The organism is Clostridium sp. TJA085 (assembly GCF_058310235.1).
The window spans coordinates 715,422-733,308 of sequence record NZ_JBZEEZ010000001.1 but is presented as its reverse complement, the minus strand read 5'-3'; the positions used below and the strand labels follow the sequence as shown (position 1 = coordinate 733,308).

General features: G+C 25.8%; 16 protein-coding genes and 1 tRNA gene. 16 read left to right on the top strand and 1 reads right to left on the bottom strand.

What is annotated here, in order from left to right; translation table 11 throughout:
• Positions 1–46: 46 nt before the first annotated feature.
• The 9 genes from AC4FQW_RS03900 to hydA all read left to right on the top strand — a co-directional run bounded on the left by AC4FQW_RS03900 (position 47) and on the right by hydA (position 9,801).
• Positions 47–703: a pentapeptide repeat-containing protein gene (locus AC4FQW_RS03900; RefSeq protein WP_491147341.1), complete on the top strand. Its 657-nt coding sequence runs from the start codon at positions 47–49 to the stop codon at positions 701–703.
• Between the two features lie 12 nt (positions 704–715).
• On the top strand, positions 716–1,870 hold the full coding sequence (locus tag AC4FQW_RS03895) for a 3'-5' exonuclease (RefSeq protein WP_491147340.1): 1,155 nt from the start codon (positions 716–718) through the stop codon (positions 1,868–1,870).
• 271 nt (positions 1,871–2,141) lie between these two features.
• On the top strand, positions 2,142–3,074 hold the full coding sequence (gene rbsK, locus AC4FQW_RS03890; RefSeq protein WP_303129569.1) for a ribokinase: 933 nt from the start codon (positions 2,142–2,144) through the stop codon (positions 3,072–3,074).
• Positions 3,075–3,077: 3 nt separating this feature from the next.
• The gene (gene rbsD, locus AC4FQW_RS03885; protein ID WP_303129570.1) at positions 3,078–3,473 is read left to right on the top strand and encodes a D-ribose pyranase; all 396 of its coding nucleotides are present in this window, start codon (positions 3,078–3,080) and stop codon (positions 3,471–3,473) included.
• Positions 3,474–3,488: 15 nt separating this feature from the next.
• Positions 3,489–4,988 (top strand): sugar ABC transporter ATP-binding protein, encoded by a 1,500-nt coding sequence (locus AC4FQW_RS03880; protein ID WP_303129571.1) that lies wholly within the window; start codon positions 3,489–3,491, stop codon positions 4,986–4,988.
• Positions 4,989–5,041: 53 nt separating this feature from the next.
• Positions 5,042–5,977, top strand: a complete 936-nt coding sequence (locus AC4FQW_RS03875) for an ABC transporter permease subunit (protein ID WP_303129572.1) — start codon at positions 5,042–5,044, stop codon at positions 5,975–5,977.
• An 18-nt stretch (positions 5,978–5,995) separates the two neighbouring features.
• Positions 5,996–6,913: a ribose ABC transporter substrate-binding protein RbsB gene (gene rbsB, locus AC4FQW_RS03870; protein ID WP_303129573.1), complete on the top strand. Its 918-nt coding sequence runs from the start codon at positions 5,996–5,998 to the stop codon at positions 6,911–6,913.
• Positions 6,914–7,113: 200 nt separating this feature from the next.
• Positions 7,114–8,115 (top strand): LacI family DNA-binding transcriptional regulator, encoded by a 1,002-nt coding sequence (locus AC4FQW_RS03865; RefSeq protein ID WP_303129574.1) that lies wholly within the window; start codon positions 7,114–7,116, stop codon positions 8,113–8,115.
• A 297-nt stretch (positions 8,116–8,412) separates the two neighbouring features.
• Positions 8,413–9,801 carry a dihydropyrimidinase gene (gene hydA, locus AC4FQW_RS03860; RefSeq protein WP_491147336.1) on the top strand — a complete coding sequence of 463 codons (1,389 nt, stop codon included), beginning with the start codon at positions 8,413–8,415 and terminating at the stop codon, positions 9,799–9,801.
• Positions 9,802–9,850: 49 nt separating this feature from the next.
• On the opposite strand, the gene AC4FQW_RS03855 is transcribed toward hydA, so the two are convergent.
• Positions 9,851–9,925: transfer RNA gene (locus tag AC4FQW_RS03855), tRNA-Glu, on the bottom strand.
• Positions 9,926–10,287: 362 nt separating this feature from the next.
• Here AC4FQW_RS03855 and modA point away from each other — a divergent pair.
• The 7 genes from modA (at position 10,288) to AC4FQW_RS03820 (ending at position 17,746) form a co-directional block, all read left to right on the top strand.
• On the top strand, positions 10,288–11,088 hold the full coding sequence (modA, locus tag AC4FQW_RS03850) for a molybdate ABC transporter substrate-binding protein (RefSeq protein ID WP_491147334.1): 801 nt from the start codon (positions 10,288–10,290) through the stop codon (positions 11,086–11,088).
• 82 nt (positions 11,089–11,170) lie between these two features.
• Positions 11,171–11,878: an ABC transporter permease gene (locus AC4FQW_RS03845; protein ID WP_303129577.1), complete on the top strand. Its 708-nt coding sequence runs from the start codon at positions 11,171–11,173 to the stop codon at positions 11,876–11,878.
• On the top strand, positions 11,865–12,563 hold the full coding sequence (locus AC4FQW_RS03840) for an ABC transporter ATP-binding protein (protein WP_491147332.1): 699 nt from the start codon (positions 11,865–11,867) through the stop codon (positions 12,561–12,563). Before AC4FQW_RS03845 ends, AC4FQW_RS03840 begins: the two co-directional genes overlap by 14 nt.
• 9 nt (positions 12,564–12,572) lie before the next feature.
• The gene (locus AC4FQW_RS03835) at positions 12,573–13,301 is read left to right on the top strand and encodes a Rossmann-like domain-containing protein (RefSeq protein ID WP_491147331.1); all 729 of its coding nucleotides are present in this window, start codon (positions 12,573–12,575) and stop codon (positions 13,299–13,301) included.
• A gap of 51 nt (positions 13,302–13,352) precedes the next feature.
• Complete coding sequence (locus AC4FQW_RS03830; RefSeq protein ID WP_491147329.1) at positions 13,353–14,021, top strand: hypothetical protein; 669 nt, start codon at positions 13,353–13,355, stop codon at positions 14,019–14,021.
• 101 nt (positions 14,022–14,122) lie between these two features.
• Positions 14,123–15,193, top strand: a complete 1,071-nt coding sequence (locus AC4FQW_RS03825; protein WP_491147327.1) for a conserved phage C-terminal domain-containing protein — start codon at positions 14,123–14,125, stop codon at positions 15,191–15,193.
• 1,110 nt (positions 15,194–16,303) lie between these two features.
• Positions 16,304–17,746 (top strand): hypothetical protein, encoded by a 1,443-nt coding sequence (locus AC4FQW_RS03820; RefSeq protein ID WP_491147325.1) that lies wholly within the window; start codon positions 16,304–16,306, stop codon positions 17,744–17,746.
• The last annotated feature ends 141 nt before the right edge of the window (positions 17,747–17,887 follow it).

Below are 17,887 nucleotides of genomic sequence, written 5' to 3'. Positions count from 1 at the left end.
AGGAATTTATTAATAAATTTATAAATAAATTAGCTTGGAGGATTATATGGCTATAAATAAAAAAACAAATGAAAGATTCCATTACAATAATGGGAAAAAAACAAATAAAAACTTTATGTATAATGATTTTAGAAGAGCTAACTGTTATAACAGTGAATTTTCAGGGTCAAATTTTAATTTTGCAAGCTTTAGAGGGGCACATTTTAAATCATGTGATTTCTTTGGTTGTACATTTAAATGGACTGAATTTATAGGTAGTAATTTAAAGAAAAGTAAATTTAAAAAAGCTGAGTTTAAAAATGCAATATTTGAAGGTGTTAATTTAGAAGGTGTAGATTTTGATGGTGCTAAATTTAAAAATGTTATATTTTTAAATACTGATATAAGTAAGGCAGTAAATTTAAAATTTAAAGATGAAGAAGTTAAAATATTAGATGATTTTCCAAAGCTAGACCTTAGCTTAGAATTAATGACTTCATTAAATAAAGTAATGGACAATGAGTATATTAAGAAATCAAGAGTTCTAGATACAAAAGAAGGTAAAATAAATACTGTAAGTATAATGAGATTAATGGAAAACTTTAATGAAAAATCATTAATTCAAGGACTTAAAATTGCATCAGAAAGAATAGATAGAGATTTTTCTACATTAAGTTATTTAATTAAAGCTATGGAAAGATATAGAGAAGAGGGGCTTCTATAAGGGGGTAAGTAAATGATAAATCCAAAGAGAGAATGGATAGAATTTAAATCAGAAGAAGAAAAAGTTGAAAAATTAAAAGAATTAAAAATAATATCATCAAAAGCAAAAGAAGTTAAGGAATTATATTATAAAGGTGCATATAGTGATGGATCCATACTTTGTGATGTAGTAGGATATGTAGATGAAAATGAAATAATTTTAAAAATAAATGAAAAATTACATAGTGTACATCCAGAATATTTTTTGGATATGCAAAAAAAAGAAAGATTTATAATAGTTGATATAGAAACACCTATGAGCTTTAAAAAAGAAGATGGAATAAGAGAAATAGCTGCTGTTGTAGTTGAAGATTATAGAGTTATAGATACTCTTCATTTAAAGAAAGTTATAGATGAACAAGAGTATAAAAAAGGTTATGGAAATGGATTAGAAGCAATAGAAGAAGATGAAGAAATTAAAGAAAAATTTAAAGCTTTAGTTAAAAAGTATAAATGCCCATTATTAGCTCACAATGCAAGTTTTGATAGGAAATTTTTAAAGCATTGGGGATTTGTTGATGATAAGCAAAAGTTCTATTGTAGCTTAAATACAATTAGAGCAATGGTTAAGCTTGATAGTTATAAACTTGTTGACTTATTAAAGTATTATGGAATTAAAGATGGACAAGAACATAATGCTATTCAAGATGTTCTTGATTTATTAGAACTTTTAAAAAAATTAAATCCAGAAAAATGGCAAACTATAGATAGTCGTGTTAAGTATAGTTTAGATAAAAAGAGTGAAAAAAAGTTAGAAGATAAACTTGATAAGTCAAGGGATAAAAAAGCTTCACCTAAGTTTGTAAGAAAGAGCAAAGAGGAAAAAGAAGCAGAAAAATTAAGACTTGAAAAGGCTAAAGAAAATATTATAGAAAATTTATTTGATGGAAAGAAAATAGTTTTTACAGGAGATACTAAGAAGGATAGAATTGAGCTTCAAGAACTTGCAATCATGTATGGCGGAGCTGTTACACAAAGTATAAGTGGTAAAACATATATGGTAGTTGTTGGAGAAAATCCTGGAGTTAGCAAAATATCAAAAGCTAAAGAACTTGGAATAAAAATTATAAGTGAAGATGAATTTTTAAATACTGTAAATTTAGAATCAGTTCAAATGAAGCTTTTTTAAAAAATAATTTTTATCAAGAATTTAATTATAAAAATAGATGCTATGAATTAGTACATCAATATATGAGATAAATTTATATTTATACAAAACAGGTAGTTAAGTAAAAAACTACCTGTTTTGTAATTTAATATAGAAAAAATCACTCATTATAATTAAATTTAAATAAAAAATTCAGAAAATTTTCAAAAAAGACTTGTAAACGATTTTAAAATGTATTATGATTTACTTAACCGATTTAGTTTAACGGTTAAGTAAAGAAAGGATGGGGAAGATGAATAAAGTTTGTGTAATTGGAAGCATAAATATGGACTTAGTTATAAAGGTTAAGAACATGCCAAAGGAAGGAGAAACCATACTTTCAAAATCCTTTGAAAAAATAGCTGGAGGAAAAGGAGCTAATCAAGGGGTTGCTGCAAAAAGATGTGGCAATAAAGTTACAATGATAAGTAAAATTGGACAAGATGATAATGGAAAAATATTAAAAGGTCTTTTAGATAAAGAAGGAATAAATACAGAATATATATTTGTTGATGAAAAAGAACCAACAGGAATGGCTATGATAACAGTAAATGATAATGGTAATAATTCAATTGTTGTTATATCAGGTTCAAACATGACATTAAATAACGATGAAATAAAAAAATGTGAGAATGTTATAAAGGAAAGTGATATTGTAATATCTCAATTTGAAACACCAGAAGATATTACAATTGAAGGATTTAAAATGGCTAAGGAAAATAATAAATTAACTATTTTAAATCCAGCACCAGCAAAAAAAATAAAAGATGAATTATTAAAATATACAGATATAATAATTCCAAATGAAACAGAAGCAGAACTTTTAACAGGAATAGAAGTTAACGATTTAGAAACAGCAAAAATTGCAGCTTCAGAATTTTTCAAAAAAGGAGTTAAGTTTGTAATTATAACTTTAGGTTCAAAAGGAGCAGCTGTTATAAGCAAAGAAAAGGCTGAAATAGTTAAAGCATTTAAAGTAAATGCAATAGATACAACAGCAGCAGGTGATAGCTTTATTGGAGGATTAAGTACGAAGTTAAATATAAATGAAATGACTTTTGAAAATCTTTTAAAGGCAGTAAGGTTTGGAAATAAAGTTTCATCTATAACAGTACAAAGAAGAGGAGCACAACCTTCAATAGCAAGTATAGAGGAAGTAGTTGAAGTTTATGGAGAGGAAGATTAATATATGAGAAAAACAAAGTTATTAAATAGCCAAATAAGTTCAGTAATATCAGAAATGGGACATACAGATTCTTTGGCAATAGGAGATTGTGGATTACCTATACCAAAGGATGTAAAAAGAATAGACCTTGCAATAATTAAGAATTTACCTACATTTATAGATACATTAAAAGCAGTTTTATTAGAATTAGAAATTGAAGAAGTAGTACTTGCAACAGAAACAGAAAAAATAAGCAATGATCTTTATAAGGAAATAAAGAAAGAAATTGGTGATGTAAAAGTAACATTCGTAAGTCATGAAAAGTTAAAAGAAAACTTAAAGGAATGCAAGGCTGTAATAAGAACAGGTGAGCAAACTCCTTATGCAAATATTATTTTAAAGTCAGGAGTTGTATTTTAAGAGGAGGCGTTTAGAATGAATGCAAAAAAACCAATGCTTAAAATGGAGGGAGTGAGTAAGTCATTCCCTGGTGTTAAAGCACTAGACAATGTAAATATTACTGCTTATGGAGGTGAGGTTACTGCTTTAATGGGTGAAAATGGAGCAGGAAAATCAACTCTTATGAAAATATTAAGTGGAGTTTATACAAAGGATGAAGGTAAAATATATCTTCAAGGTGAAGAAGCTAATATTCAAGGTATAAAATCAGCAGAGGAACTTGGAGTTACAATAATTCACCAAGAACTTAGTATAATAAATAACTTAACAGTTGCTGAAAATATATTTTTAGGTAATGAAAAAACAAATAATTTTGGAAAAATAAATAAAAAACTTATGGTTGAAAGAAGTAAAATGTTTTTAGAGCAAATTGGATGTACAGTTGATCCAAATGAGCTTGCTGGCAATTTGAATGTTGGTGAAAAACAAATGGTTGAAATAGCAAAAGCATTAACAAAAAATGCAGCAATAATAATAATGGATGAACCAACAACAGCACTTACTGAAGTTGAAACAAAAAATCTTTTTAAAGTAATAGAAAATTTAAAAAGCAAGGGTCTTGCTATAATTTACATATCACACAGAATGGAAGAAATATTTGCAATATGCGATAGAGTTGAAGTTTTAAGAGACGGTAAATATGCAGGAAATGCATTAATTAAAGATATAGATAATGATGACCTTATAACAATGATGGTTGGAAGAAAAATTGAAGATCAGTTTCCATATAGAGAAGTTAAAAAAGGAAATGTTATATTAGATGTTAAAAATTTAAGTTCAAATGCTGGAGTAGAAAATGCAAGCTTTGAAGTTAGAGAAGGAGAAATACTTGGAATTGCAGGACTTATGGGTTCAGGAAGAACAGAACTTGCAAAAACAATATTTGGTGCATATAAAAAGACAAATGGAACAGTAAAAATAAATGGACAAGAACTTCATGGAAATAGTATAACAGAAGCTATAAAAAATGGTATATGTTATCTTTCAGAAGATAGAAAGAAAGAAGGGTGTGTCCTTGGACTATCTGTTTCAGATAATATGACTATATCAAATCTTGATAGTTATGAAAATAAATTATTTGTATTAGATAAGAAAAAAGAGGCATCTGATGTAATCGATTATATAAAGAAAATTAGAATAAAAACACCAAATCCAGAACAACTTATTAAAAATTTAAGTGGTGGTAATCAGCAAAAAGTTATTTTAGCTAAATGGCTTTTAACAAAACCAGAAGTTTTAATTATTGATGAACCAACAAGAGGAATAGATGTTGGAGCTAAGAAAGAAATTTATGAATTATTAAATGAGCTTAAAGAAAGTGGAAAAGCTATTATAATGATTTCTTCTGATATGCCAGAAGTACTTGGTATAAGTGATAGAATTCTTGTTATGAGTGAAGGAAAAATAACAGGAGAAGTAAGTAGAGAAGAAGCAACACAAGAAAAAATAATGAAATTAGCCGTTGGGATAAAGTAAAAATAAAAGTATAAAAGGAAATATAAATTTTTATTTTGAGAGGAGTTTTTAAAATGAAAGAAAACTACAAAGTATACTTAGATAAATATAAATCTTTAATAGGATTAGTATTATTATGTGTAATTATATCATGTGTAACACCAAAGTTTTTAAGTATAGCAAATATAACAAACGTGTTTACACAAGTTTCAGTTAATGCAATTATAGCTGTTGGTATGACTTTTGTTATATTAACAGGAGGAATAGATTTATCAGTTGGTTCAACACTTGCAATTAGTGGAGCTCTTTCAGCATCAATAGTAAAATCAACTGGAAGTATTACTTTAGCAATTTTAGGTGCAGCAGTATGCGGTATTATCATTGGATTTATAAACGGTATTTTAATAGCAAAAGGAAAATTACAAGCATTTATAGCAACACTTGCAACTATGACAATATTTAGAGGGGTTACATTAGTATATACAGATGGAACACCAATATCAAAATTATCAGAAAGTTTTGCAAAAATAGGTAATGCAAAGCTTGGTTTTATACCAGTACCAGTTATTATTACAATTATTATAGCAATTATAGCAATATTTATATTATCACAAACTAAATTTGGTAGATATCTTTACGCTTTAGGTGGAAATGAAGAGTCAGCAAAACTTTCAGGAATAAATACTGATAGAATTAAGATGATGACTTATGTTGTTTCAGGATTTGTTTCAGCAATAGCTGGGGTAATTATTACAAGTAGAATAGGATCTGCTTCACCAAATGCAGGAACAGGATTTGAACTTGATGCAATCGCAGCAGTTGTTATTGGAGGAACTTCACTTGCAGGTGGAGAAGGTAAAATTTCAGGAACAATAATTGGTGCATTAATAATTGGAGTATTAAATAATGGATTAAACTTAATGAATGTATCACCATTTTATCAATCAATTGTAAAAGGATTAGTTATATTAATAGCAGTATTATTAGATAAAAAAAGCAGAAAAAAATAATTTAAGGAGGGTAATATAATGAAAAGAAAAAAAAGATTAATCGCATTTATGCTAATTAGTATTTTCTTTGTAGGCTCCTTAACAGGCTGTATGAGAAAGAATAATGAGAAAAAAATAGGAATGGTAATATCAACACTTAATAACCCATTTTTTATTTCTATGAAAGAGGGTGCTGAAAAAGAAGCTAAAAAATTAGGGTTTGATCTTATTGTTCTTGATTCAACAAATGATCCTGCAAAAGAAAGATCAAATGTAGAGGATTTAATACAACTTGGTGTAGTTGCTCTTTTAATTAACCCAACAGATAGTGATGCAGTAATTAAAACAGTTGAAGTTGCAAATAAAGCTAATGTTCCTGTAATAACATTGGATAGACAAGCAAATGGTGGAGTTGTTACAAGTCATATTGCATCAGATAACGTAGTTGGTGGAGAAATGGCTGGAAAATATGTTCTTGATAAGTTTAAAGATAAAGACAAAATAAATATAGTTGAACTTCAAGGTATTCCAGGAGCTTCAGCTACAAGAGATAGAGGAAAAGGATTCCATAATGTATTAGATAAAGATAAGAAAGCTAATTTTATATCAATACAAGCAGCTGATTTTGATAGACAAAAAGGACTTCAAGTAATGGAAAATATTATACAAAGAAATTCTGATATTCAAGTAGTATTTGCACATAATGATGAAATGGCACTTGGTGCTTCAAAGGCAATACAAGCAGCTGGACTTAACACTATTGTAATTGGATTTGATGGAAACGATGATGCAAAAAATGCAATAGAAGCTGGAACAATGGATGCAACTATAGCTCAACAACCAGATGAAATCGGAGCACTTGGTGTTGAACTTGCAGCAAAAATATACAATGGAGAAAAAGTTGATAAAAATATAGCAGCTGATCTTAAAATTTATACAAATGAAAATAAAAATTAGTTTTTTAAAAATTAAATATTTATTTTTAATATGATATTAAATTGATACATTAAAGATAAAAATTAGTTAAAATATAAGAAAGATTTTAAGCACCAAGCCTTATAAATAATAAATAGATTTTAAGGCGGTGCTTTTTATTTATAATTAAAATAACTTTTTATGGTATAATTTTAATATATATGCATATTACGAGGTGGAAAATGAGGAAGACAACTTTAGCAGACATAGCAAAAGCAGTTGAAGTTTCAAAAACAACAGTATCTATGGTGCTTAATAATAAAGATGGAAATATATCTAAAGAAACAAGAGAAAAAATATTAAATAAAGCAAAAGAACTTAATTATGTTCCAAATTTTTTGGCAAAAAGTTTAACTACTAATAAATCTTATAGTATAGGAGTTATAGTACCTGATATACAAAATCCTTTTTTTAGTGAAATTGCAAAGGCAATAGAAAATATTGCTGAAAAGAGTGGGTATAGTATGGTTCTTTGTAATACTTTTAATAGCAAAGAAAAAGAAGAAAAATACATAAATCTTTTAATGAGTAAATCAATAGATGGAATAATAATAGCTCCTGTTTCAGAAAAAATTGATGGACTTAAAAAGCTTGAAGCAAATGGGATTCCTTTTGTATTAGTAGATAGATTAATAAAGAATTATGAAAATGTAAATGGAGTATTTTGTAATAATAAAGAAGGTATAAAACTTGGTGTTCATTTTCTTTATAAAAATAATAAAAGAAATATAGCATTTATAATTGGAAATAGTAATCTTGAAACATCAAAAGAGAGACTTATAGGTTTTAATGAAAAAATGGAAGAACTTAATATATTAAATAAAGAACTTATAATACATGAAGAATATTCTATGGAAGGTGGTTTTTCTGCAACAGAAAAATTAATGAGTAAAGAAAAAAACATAGATGCTATATTTTATAGTAGTGATGTTATGGCAATTGGAGGAATGAAATATTTACTTAGAAATGGATATAAAATTCCTGAGGATATAAGTATATTAGGTTTTGATAATATAAATATATCATCATTTATAGAACCTGAACTTACAACAGTTGCACAACCTATATGGGAAATGGGAGAAGAGTCTATAAAGCTTTTATTTAAACTTATAAATAAAGAAGAAGTTTTAAATAAAACAGTTGAATTAGAAGCATATTTAATAGAAAGAGGAACTATTAAGTAAGTATTATATAAAGTATTAAATTAATATTTTATAATAATTACTTAAAGGGATAACTGTTAATGAAATTTTAATTTAATTTGTTAAGGCTATACAATTAACATTAAGGCTTGTATTATTATAATTAGGGTATTTAGAATTGCAAGATATAATATATTTAATTGAAAAATTGATTTAATATGAATTTATTATATTAAAGATTTTTTATGATAATTTTTATGTATTAGGATTAATTATTTCAATGTTAATTTATATTCTTGTACTTAAGATAAGTATTAAAAAGATGGAGAGGTGTTTAATATGAGTTTGCTAGTTAAAAATGGGACTATAGCAACAGCTAGTGATTTATATAAGGGAGATATATATATTGAGAATGGAATCATAAAAGAAATTGGATTAAATCTCAATAAAAATGCAGATGAAATTATAGATGCAAATGGTAAATATGTAATTCCAGGTGGTGTAGATGTTCATACACATTTTAATTTAGATGTTGGTATTGCAGTTTCAAATGATGATTTTTATACAGGAACTGTTGCAGCAGCTTGTGGTGGGACAACTACTATAGTAGACCACATGGGATTTGGACCAAAGGGATGTAATTTAAAACATCAAGTTGATGTTTATCATGGATATGCTGATGGTAAAGCTGTAATCGACTACAGTTTTCATGGAGTAATTCAAAGTATAGATGAAAATATATTAGAAGAAATGGAAAGTATTGTTAAGGATGAAGGGATTTCAAGTTTTAAAATTTATTTAACTTATGATTATATGATTGATGATGAAGGAGCATTAAAGGTTCTTAAAAGATTAAAAGAATTAAATGGAATGATGACAGTTCATTGTGAAAATCATGGAAGTATAAAATATTTAAGAGAAAAATTCGTAAAAGAAGGATTAAAAACTCCTAAGTATCATCCATTAAGCAGACCATCTGAATGTGAAGGAGAAGCTGTTAATAGAATGATAAACATTGCAGAAATTGCAGGAGAAGGGCCACTTTATGTAGTTCATTTATCATCAGAATTAGGACTTAGCTATATAAAACTTACAAGAGAAAGAGGTCAAAAGGTTTATGCTGAGACATGCCCTCAGTATTTAGTATTAGATGATAGTCTTTATGATTTACCAAATAATGAAGGATTAAAATATATAATGAGCCCTCCACTTAGAAAAAAAGAAGATAATAATGCTTTATGGAAGGGTATTAAAGATGGATATATTCAAACAATAGCAACTGATCATTGTCCTTTTGCATTTAATAAAGACAAGCAAATGGGTAAAGATGATTTTACAAAGTGTCCAAATGGAGCACCAGGTGTTGAAGAAAGAATACCTTTAATATTCTCAGAAGGCGTTATGAAAAAGAGAATAAGTATAAATAAATTTGTTGATGTTTGTTCAACAAAACCTGCAAAAATATTTGGACTTTATCCTAAAAAAGGAACAATTGAAGTTGGATCAGATGGAGATTTAGTAATAATTGATCCAGATAAAGAAGTTACATTAAGTAGTAAAAATCTTCATTCAAATGTAGATTATTCAGCATATGAAGGAATAAAAGTTAAAGGATATCCTATATATACAATATCAAGAGGAAAGATAATAGTTAAAGATAATAAGTTTATTGGAAATATGGGAGATGGAAAGTTTTTAAAACGTGGAAAGTCAGATTGGAATGATTAATAAAAAAAGTGCTATATACATTTTGTATATAGCACTTTTTTGAATTTAATGGTAGTCCTTAGGGGAATTGAACCCCTGATTCCACCGTGAGAGGGTGGCGTCTTAACCTCTTGACCAAAGGACCAAAGAATAATTAAATTATATCACTTTGAAAATGAATAGTTAAATTTAATATAATTTCAAATTTCAGTAAATTGTAAGGTTTAAGTTTATTTTTAATAAGTATTTAAATATAGATATAAAAATACTTTTAAATAATCTTTAATACTAAATAATTTTAAACGAATTTTAATTTAATAATATAAATACTTTAATGAGGTTTAATTTATTATAATTTATTAAATGGAAAACTTATTAATGAATTATTAAATATGTAATCATTTTACATTATATTTATATAAAGTTTTATTTTTATTAAAAAAATTGAAACAATATTAATGGTATAATTTAATAGTAAAAACAAATATTTCTAGGGGGAGAAGTTTTATGAAAATCAAAAAGATGTTATCAGTAATGATAGCTATTTGTTTAGTTGCTTTTGGTATTGTAGGATGCTCAAATAAACAAGATGCATCAACTGATAGTAAGCAAACAAATACAAAAAGCGAAAAGACACTATTAGTTTATAGTGGAGCAGGACTTAAAAAGCCTATGGGACAAATTGCAAAGGATTTCGAAAAAGAAAAAGGAGTAAAAGTAGAGTACATATTTGCAGGTTCAATGCAATTACTTAGTCAATTAGAAACATCAGGAAAAGGTGATGTGTTTATTGTAGGATCTCAAAAAGCTTATGATGCAGCTAAAAAGAAAGGTCTTGTTGGAGATAGTAAAAAAGTTGCTTATCATACACCAGTTATTGTAACTAAAAAAGGAAATCCTAAACATATAAAAACATTAAAGGATCTTGAAAAGTCTGGTGTAAAGGTTATATTAGGGGATGAAAAATCTAATGCAATTGGACAAACAACTCAAAAGATTATAGAAAAAAATAAATTACAAGGAATAAATAAAAATGTTGTAGCTAAAGTTGCAACTGTAAATGAAATCGTAACACAAATTGTTGATGGTAAGGCAGATGCTGCAATAGCAACAAGAGATAGTGTATATAATAATGATAAAGTTTCTATTGTGGAAATACCAAAAGATCAAAATGTTGATCAAATATTACCTATAGGTGTAGTTGAAGCATCTAAAGAAAAGAATTTAGCTACTGAATTTGTAAATTATGTTTCTTCAGATAAAGGTAAAAGTGTATTTGAAAAATACGGATTTAAACCAGTAAAATAAAATGATAAATAAGATATTTAAATTAGGGTTAATAACTTTATTAGTTTTAACCCTAATCTTTACATTAACCCCTATATTATTTTTGATAATAAGGGGAGCTTATACTATAAAGGAATGTATTTTATCAGAAGAAATAAGATTTGCATTTAAGCTTAGTTTTCAAACATCAATAATATCAACATTAATATGTATGGTTGTTTCACTTCCAGTAGCTTATACTCTTTCTAGATTAGAATTTAAATTCAAAAAATTTTTATGTACAGTTTTATATATTCCTATGTCTCTTCCACATTTAATACTTGGAATTGCATTGCTTTTAGTTTGTGGTAATTCTTTTATAGGAAGGTTTTTAGAAAGTATTGGTTTAGACTTTGTTTTTACTGTTAGAGGTATAATACTTGCTCAAGTTTTTGTTAATATATCTTTTTCTATAAAAATGCTAAAGACTGCAATAGAAGGTTTAGATTTTAAATTAGAATTTGTTGCAAGAACACTTGGATGTACAAAGGTTAAGTGTTTTTATAAGATAATATTACCTTCAATAAAAAGGGATATACTTTCAACTCTTATGATAACATTTTCAAGAGCTATTGGTGAATTTGGAGCTGTAATGCTTTTAGTTGGAACTACAAGAATGAAAACAGAACTTCTTCCAACATCTATATATTTAAATGTTGCAACAGGAGATATGGATATAGCAATTGGTGTTGCAACAATACTTATAATAGTATCAATTTTAACTATACTACCTTTTGAAATTTTAGAGGGGAAAAGTAATGCTAGAGATTAAAAACATAAATTTAAAATTAAATAAGTTTTCCTTAAAAAATATAAATTTAAATATAAATGAAGGAGAATACTTTGTTATATTAGGTCAAAGTGGAAATGGAAAAACAGTTTTTTTAGAAACTTTAGCAGGTTTATATGAAAATTTTTCAGGTGAAATTATTTATAAAGGAAAGGTTATTTCAAATATAGATATAGAAAAAAGAAAAATTGGATTTGTATATCAAAAACATGAACTTTTTCCATTTTTGAGTGTAGAAGATAACATAGCATTCGGACTAAGAGTAAATAGATATAAAAATAAATTAATAAAAGAAAAGGTAAATGAGTATTTAAAGATATTTAAAATAGAACACTTAAAGAAAAGATATCCTAAAAATTTAAGTGGTGGAGAAAGTCAAAGGGTAGCTTTAGCTAGAGCTTTAATAATAGAGCCAGATATTTTGCTTTTAGATGAACCTTTAAGTGCTTTAGATAAAGTTACTAAAGATATTTTAATAGAAGAAATAAAGGAGATAAAAAAATCTTTTAAAACAACAATTATTCATGTTACTCATGATATTAATGAAGCTTTGGTTTTAGCTGATAATATAGGAATTATGAAAAATGGAGAGTTAAAGCATATTATGAGTATAGAAAGTTTTAAAGAAAAATATGAAGAAGGATTTTATGAAAATCTCTTAAAGTAAGGTGATAATATGAAGTTTTATGATGAAATAAAAGAAAAATTTATTAATATAATAAAAGAGAATAATTTGGATATAAATGAAGAAGTTATTTTAACAAAAAAGCTTACTCCAAAAGAAGCTATAGGTAATCCAGATAGAGATGATTATCCAATACTTAAAGGAAAAGAAGTTTTGTTAAATTCTAATTATAAAGGATTTATAGGACAAGCATATACTGATAATCCAAAGGATTTTAAGGGAACTCTTAAAGATATTTTGGATTTGGATTTATCTTTAGAGGATAACTTACCAGTATTTATTGCTACATTAAATGCAGTGCTTAGAAGTTTAAATCTTATTAATGGAACTATTCATTGTAAAGATGATGAACCAAAGGAATGTGCAAAAAAGATTTTTAATGAAATGAAAAAAAGTTATAAGGGTAAAAATATTGCACTTATTGGTCTTCAACCAGGAATATTAAATGCATTAAGTAAAGAATTTAATGTTAGAGTTCTTGATTTAAATGATAAAAATATAGGTGAAAAGAAGTGTAATGTTGTTGTAGAGCATGGAATTTATGACTTTGATGATGTTGTAAATTGGGCTGATGTTTTATTAGCTACAGGAAGTACTAGCTGTAATGGTACTATAACTAATATTTTAAAGGTTAATAAGCCTATTTATTTTTATGGTACATCAATATCTGGTATAGCATATATTATGGGATTAAAAAGATTGTGTTTTTGTTCTAAATAATTAGGGAAATTGGTATAATTTATATAAAATATATAAGAAGGGATGTTTAATTTGAAAAAAATATTTATAACAATGTTAATTATTTTAATTCCTTTTACAATTATATCATGTAATAAAACAGATAATAATTCTGAACAAACTAAAAGTGAAGTAACAGAAAACAAAGAAGAAGTAAATTTAGATAAATTAAAAGAAGAAATCAAAGAAGAAGTTAGAAAAGAAATTGAAGAGGAAAATAAAAATAAAGACACTTCTAATAAATCTAATAATGCAGATAAAACTAACAATAAAGATGAAAAAGAAAACTCTAATAAAGTTAATAATAATCAAAATGAAAAAGAACATAATAATGAGCAAAAGTTAAATGAAGCTTTTAAGAAACAACATTTTTTAGAGAATGATAATGAGGGAAGAAGAAATTTTCAAAAGGATCAAAATCTTGATAATCTTTTAGCTCTTAATTTAAATATGGATTATAATTATCAACCATACTTAGATGAAAAAGGTAATAAGGGCATATCTGTTAAAATATGTTTTAAAGACTTAGGAGGTTCTAAGGAATATTATAGAGAGGCTAAACGTTTTGTTGCTTTAATGAATGAATTTAGAATAAAGAGTAGTGCAGATATACAAAATTTATATATTTATAATTTAGATAATTCAGCAAATATGACTTATAAATGGAATGAAAATACTGAAGTATTTGAAAAGGTTAAATAAAATATAAAAAAAGTAGGTAATTTAATTATCTACTTTTTTGTTTTTTTAAGTAAGTGCATATTTATTAAGTAGAATAAATTTTTTAAAGGTGGGGTTTATATATGAAAAAAATAATTTGTGGATATTCACAACAGGCTGCAATAGACTTTGGATTAGATCTTAAGGATTTACAAATTTTAAGACAAATTCATGATTTTATAAAATTAGGATATATTTATAGCAAAGAAATTGATGGAGAAAGATTTTATTGGATTAAATCATCATTTTTACTTAGTGAAATTCCTCTTCTTGAAATAAAAAGTTCAGATGTATTAAGAAGAAGACTTAAAAGATTAACTGAACTTAAAATATTAGATTATAGATTAGTTAAAGATAAAGGTTTATTTACATTTTATAGATTTGGAGAAAACTATAAGTTATTATTTATTCATGAAAATAAGGATACAAAAAGAGAAAAAGAAAATAAGGAACTTAAAAAAATAGTAGATATAATATCAAAATCAAAAAAATCAGAAGAAAAAAGAGAAGAGGAAATATTAAATAATATTGAAAAGGAGAAAGAAACTAAAGAAGTATTAGAAGAAAAAATTATAGAAGATGAAAGAATAGAAAATAGATCTTTAAAAGGAAATTTTGAAGCTAATGTAGAAAGTATTGATAACTTTTATGAAAAAGATTCTAGTAATAATTATATTTTTGGAAAGAAGAATAAAAAATTTTACCCAAAAACAACATACTTAAATACTAATGGGGATATTGATTTTGGAACGGTTAATGGCATCTCAAAAGACGGAACAAATAATAAACAGTCTAATATAAACAAAGAAAAAGATAATAAAAAAATATATATAAAAAAGATTTGTGAAGAAGTTATTGAATTTTTAAATAGTGAACTTGATACAAGTTATAAAGCAAATAGTAAACAAATTTTAAAGCTTATAAAAAAACTTGTTGAAAATGGATATACTGTTTCAGATTTTAAGAAAGTTATATTGAATAAGAAGAATAGATGGAAGGGGACAGAGTATGAAATTTATTTAAGACCATCAACTCTTTTTAGGGAAAGTAGGTTTGAAGAGTATTTAAACGAAAAGCCTATAAATAAGCAAAAAAGTGAAGTGAAAAAGCTTCGTGATGTTTATAAGCCTTTTTTTGAGGAGGATTATAATTAGCGATTTTATAAAACTAGTTGCACGTACAAATTAGGAGATAGGAGAGTAAAAGATATTTTTGCATTATTTAAAGGATTAATTATTTTAAAGCTACTAGTGTCTTTTTACAATTCTTTTATTACTAATTATAGTAAATAGATGAATAACAGGAATTGAAGTTGAAAATTATAAAACAGTATTAGTAAGTGGTTCAAGAAGAATAAATCAAAGCTGAGTTCTTTATAAGTTTTACTTAGTGGTATGAAAATATAAAATAGGGAAAGTATTTTAAATGAAAATAGGAATTATTGGAGTAGGAGCTATTGGCTCACGTTTTAGATATATTTTACAAAAAGCATGAAACGATTTATTTTTAGTTGATGGTTGGAAAGATCACGTTGATGCTATAAATAAAGAAGGAATTTTAATTGAAGAAAATTGGGAAATAAAAAAGGTGAAAATACCAGAAATTCTGAAGGAAAATTATTTCATATATTCTTAATGGAAATGGGAGAAGAAATACAAGAGGATATATAAAAATATAGATTGAAATTACAATTGTTAGGTGAAGAAAATTATAAATTTTTAACTGAGTTTATAAATTATTCTTCAAGAATATTAGAAGAAAATTAAAATATTTCAAATTTTTAATATTTTGATTTTAATAAAAGTAAATTTAAGAATTGGCTTAAATTTATTTAACTTCTACTTTATAATATATTTTTAGTTAAATTTATTAAAAGAAATTATGGTGATAATAATGATAAAAATATATATTTTAATAATGGTGAATTTTTAAAAAATTATTGATTTTAGAGAATCTAATGTTTATATAAATATATATTTTTATATAATGTGAGCTTGGTATAAAGATATTAAAAATAATATTTAAGAGCACTAATTTTAAAAAAAGTTAGTGCTTTTGCTTATATAGGAAATTAAGGTTAGGCAATTGGAATTTTATTGATAAAATTGTATAATTATTTTGTATAAAATTCCAAAGAGAAAGTGTGGTTTAAGTGAGTAAATATGATAATGACAGTATATATCAAGTTTGTGGATCTAATAAAGGAATAAGAGAAAAAATTAAGCTAATAAGTAAAATATGGTTAAGAGGAGAGTGAAAAATAAATGAAGCGAACATTTGATTTAAATATAGAAACTGTTCTAGAAAATTGGACAGTTGCAGATGCAATAAGAGAGATAATAGCAAATGCTGAAGATGAAACAATAATAACAGGTGTAAAGCCTGTAGAAATATTTAAAGATAACGAGGGTAAATGGCATATAAAAGACTATGGAAGAGGTCTTAAGTATTTACACTTTACTCAAAATGAGAGTGAAGAGAAAATATCCAGAAAAGACCTGATAGGTAAATTTGGGGTAGGGCTTAAAGATGCTTTGGCTACATTCCATAGACATAATGTAGTTGTAAAAATAAATACTAAAGAGTCTATTATAAAAACAATAATGACATCTAAATATGGGTTTAACGATGTGGAAACTTTGCATGCAGAAATAACGGAAATAGAGAATTTAGATATAGTAGGTACTGATTTTATATTAGAAAATTGTTCAGATGAAGATATGAGAATTGCTCAATTAAATTTTATAAAATATACTAACTCTGAATTATTACAGATTACAAAATATGGGGAAATTTATAAAAAGTCAAAACATAATGAAAAATCTAATATATATGTAAATGGAATGAAAATAGCTCAAGAAGATAATTTTGTATTTCACTATAATATAACAAATATTAATGCTTCAATTAAGAAAGCTTTAAATAGAGAAAGAACGAATGTGGGTAGAAGTGCCTACACAGATAGAGTAAAACAAATTTTATTAAATTCATCAAATAAAGAAGTTTTAAATGTTATGATGGAGCAGTTAGAAAAAGTTTCTTATGGAAATAGTTGTGATGAAATATCTTGGTTAGATGTTGCTACTCATATGGCAAAACAAGTAAATAAACAAGGTAATGTTGTATTTCTTCCTCAAGGAAACTTTGTTAGTGAAGATATAAGAAATACAATAGAGTCAGAAGGTAAGAAAATAATATATATTCCTGAAAATGTAGCTTCAAAGTTTGAAGGGATGAAAGATTATTATGGAAATGAAATGGGTACACTATCATCTTTTATGAAATCATATGAAGAAAACTTTAAGTTTGACTTTGTTAATTATAAAGATTTAACTAAGGTAGAACAAAAAATATATGATTTATGTAAAAATCTAGCTAAAGAATTAGGATATAATAGCTTATTAAATAAAGTAAAAATATCTAATACGATGCATAAAAGTATGGAGGAAGAAATACTAGGGGTATGTGATTATCAAGCAGATATTATAGTAATTAAAAGGTCACAGCTTAAGATGCCAGAGCTATTTTTAGGAACATTAGTGCATGAAATAATACATTATGAAACACATGCATCAGATTGTACTAGAGAGTTTGAGAACGAGCTTACAAAAATAATAGGAATATTAGCTTATAAGTTAATTAACTCTAATGAACAGTCAAATAATACCAGAACATTTTTCTCTAAATTTATAAATAAAAAAATATAAACTATATTTTAAGGTTACTGCTATTTAAGCTATTTTTAAAATATATGGGGAAAGTTATATTATTTATTAATAATAATGGTCTATAAATTCTAAGTATGATTATAATAATAAAACAGACATATTGATGGATATATCTATTTT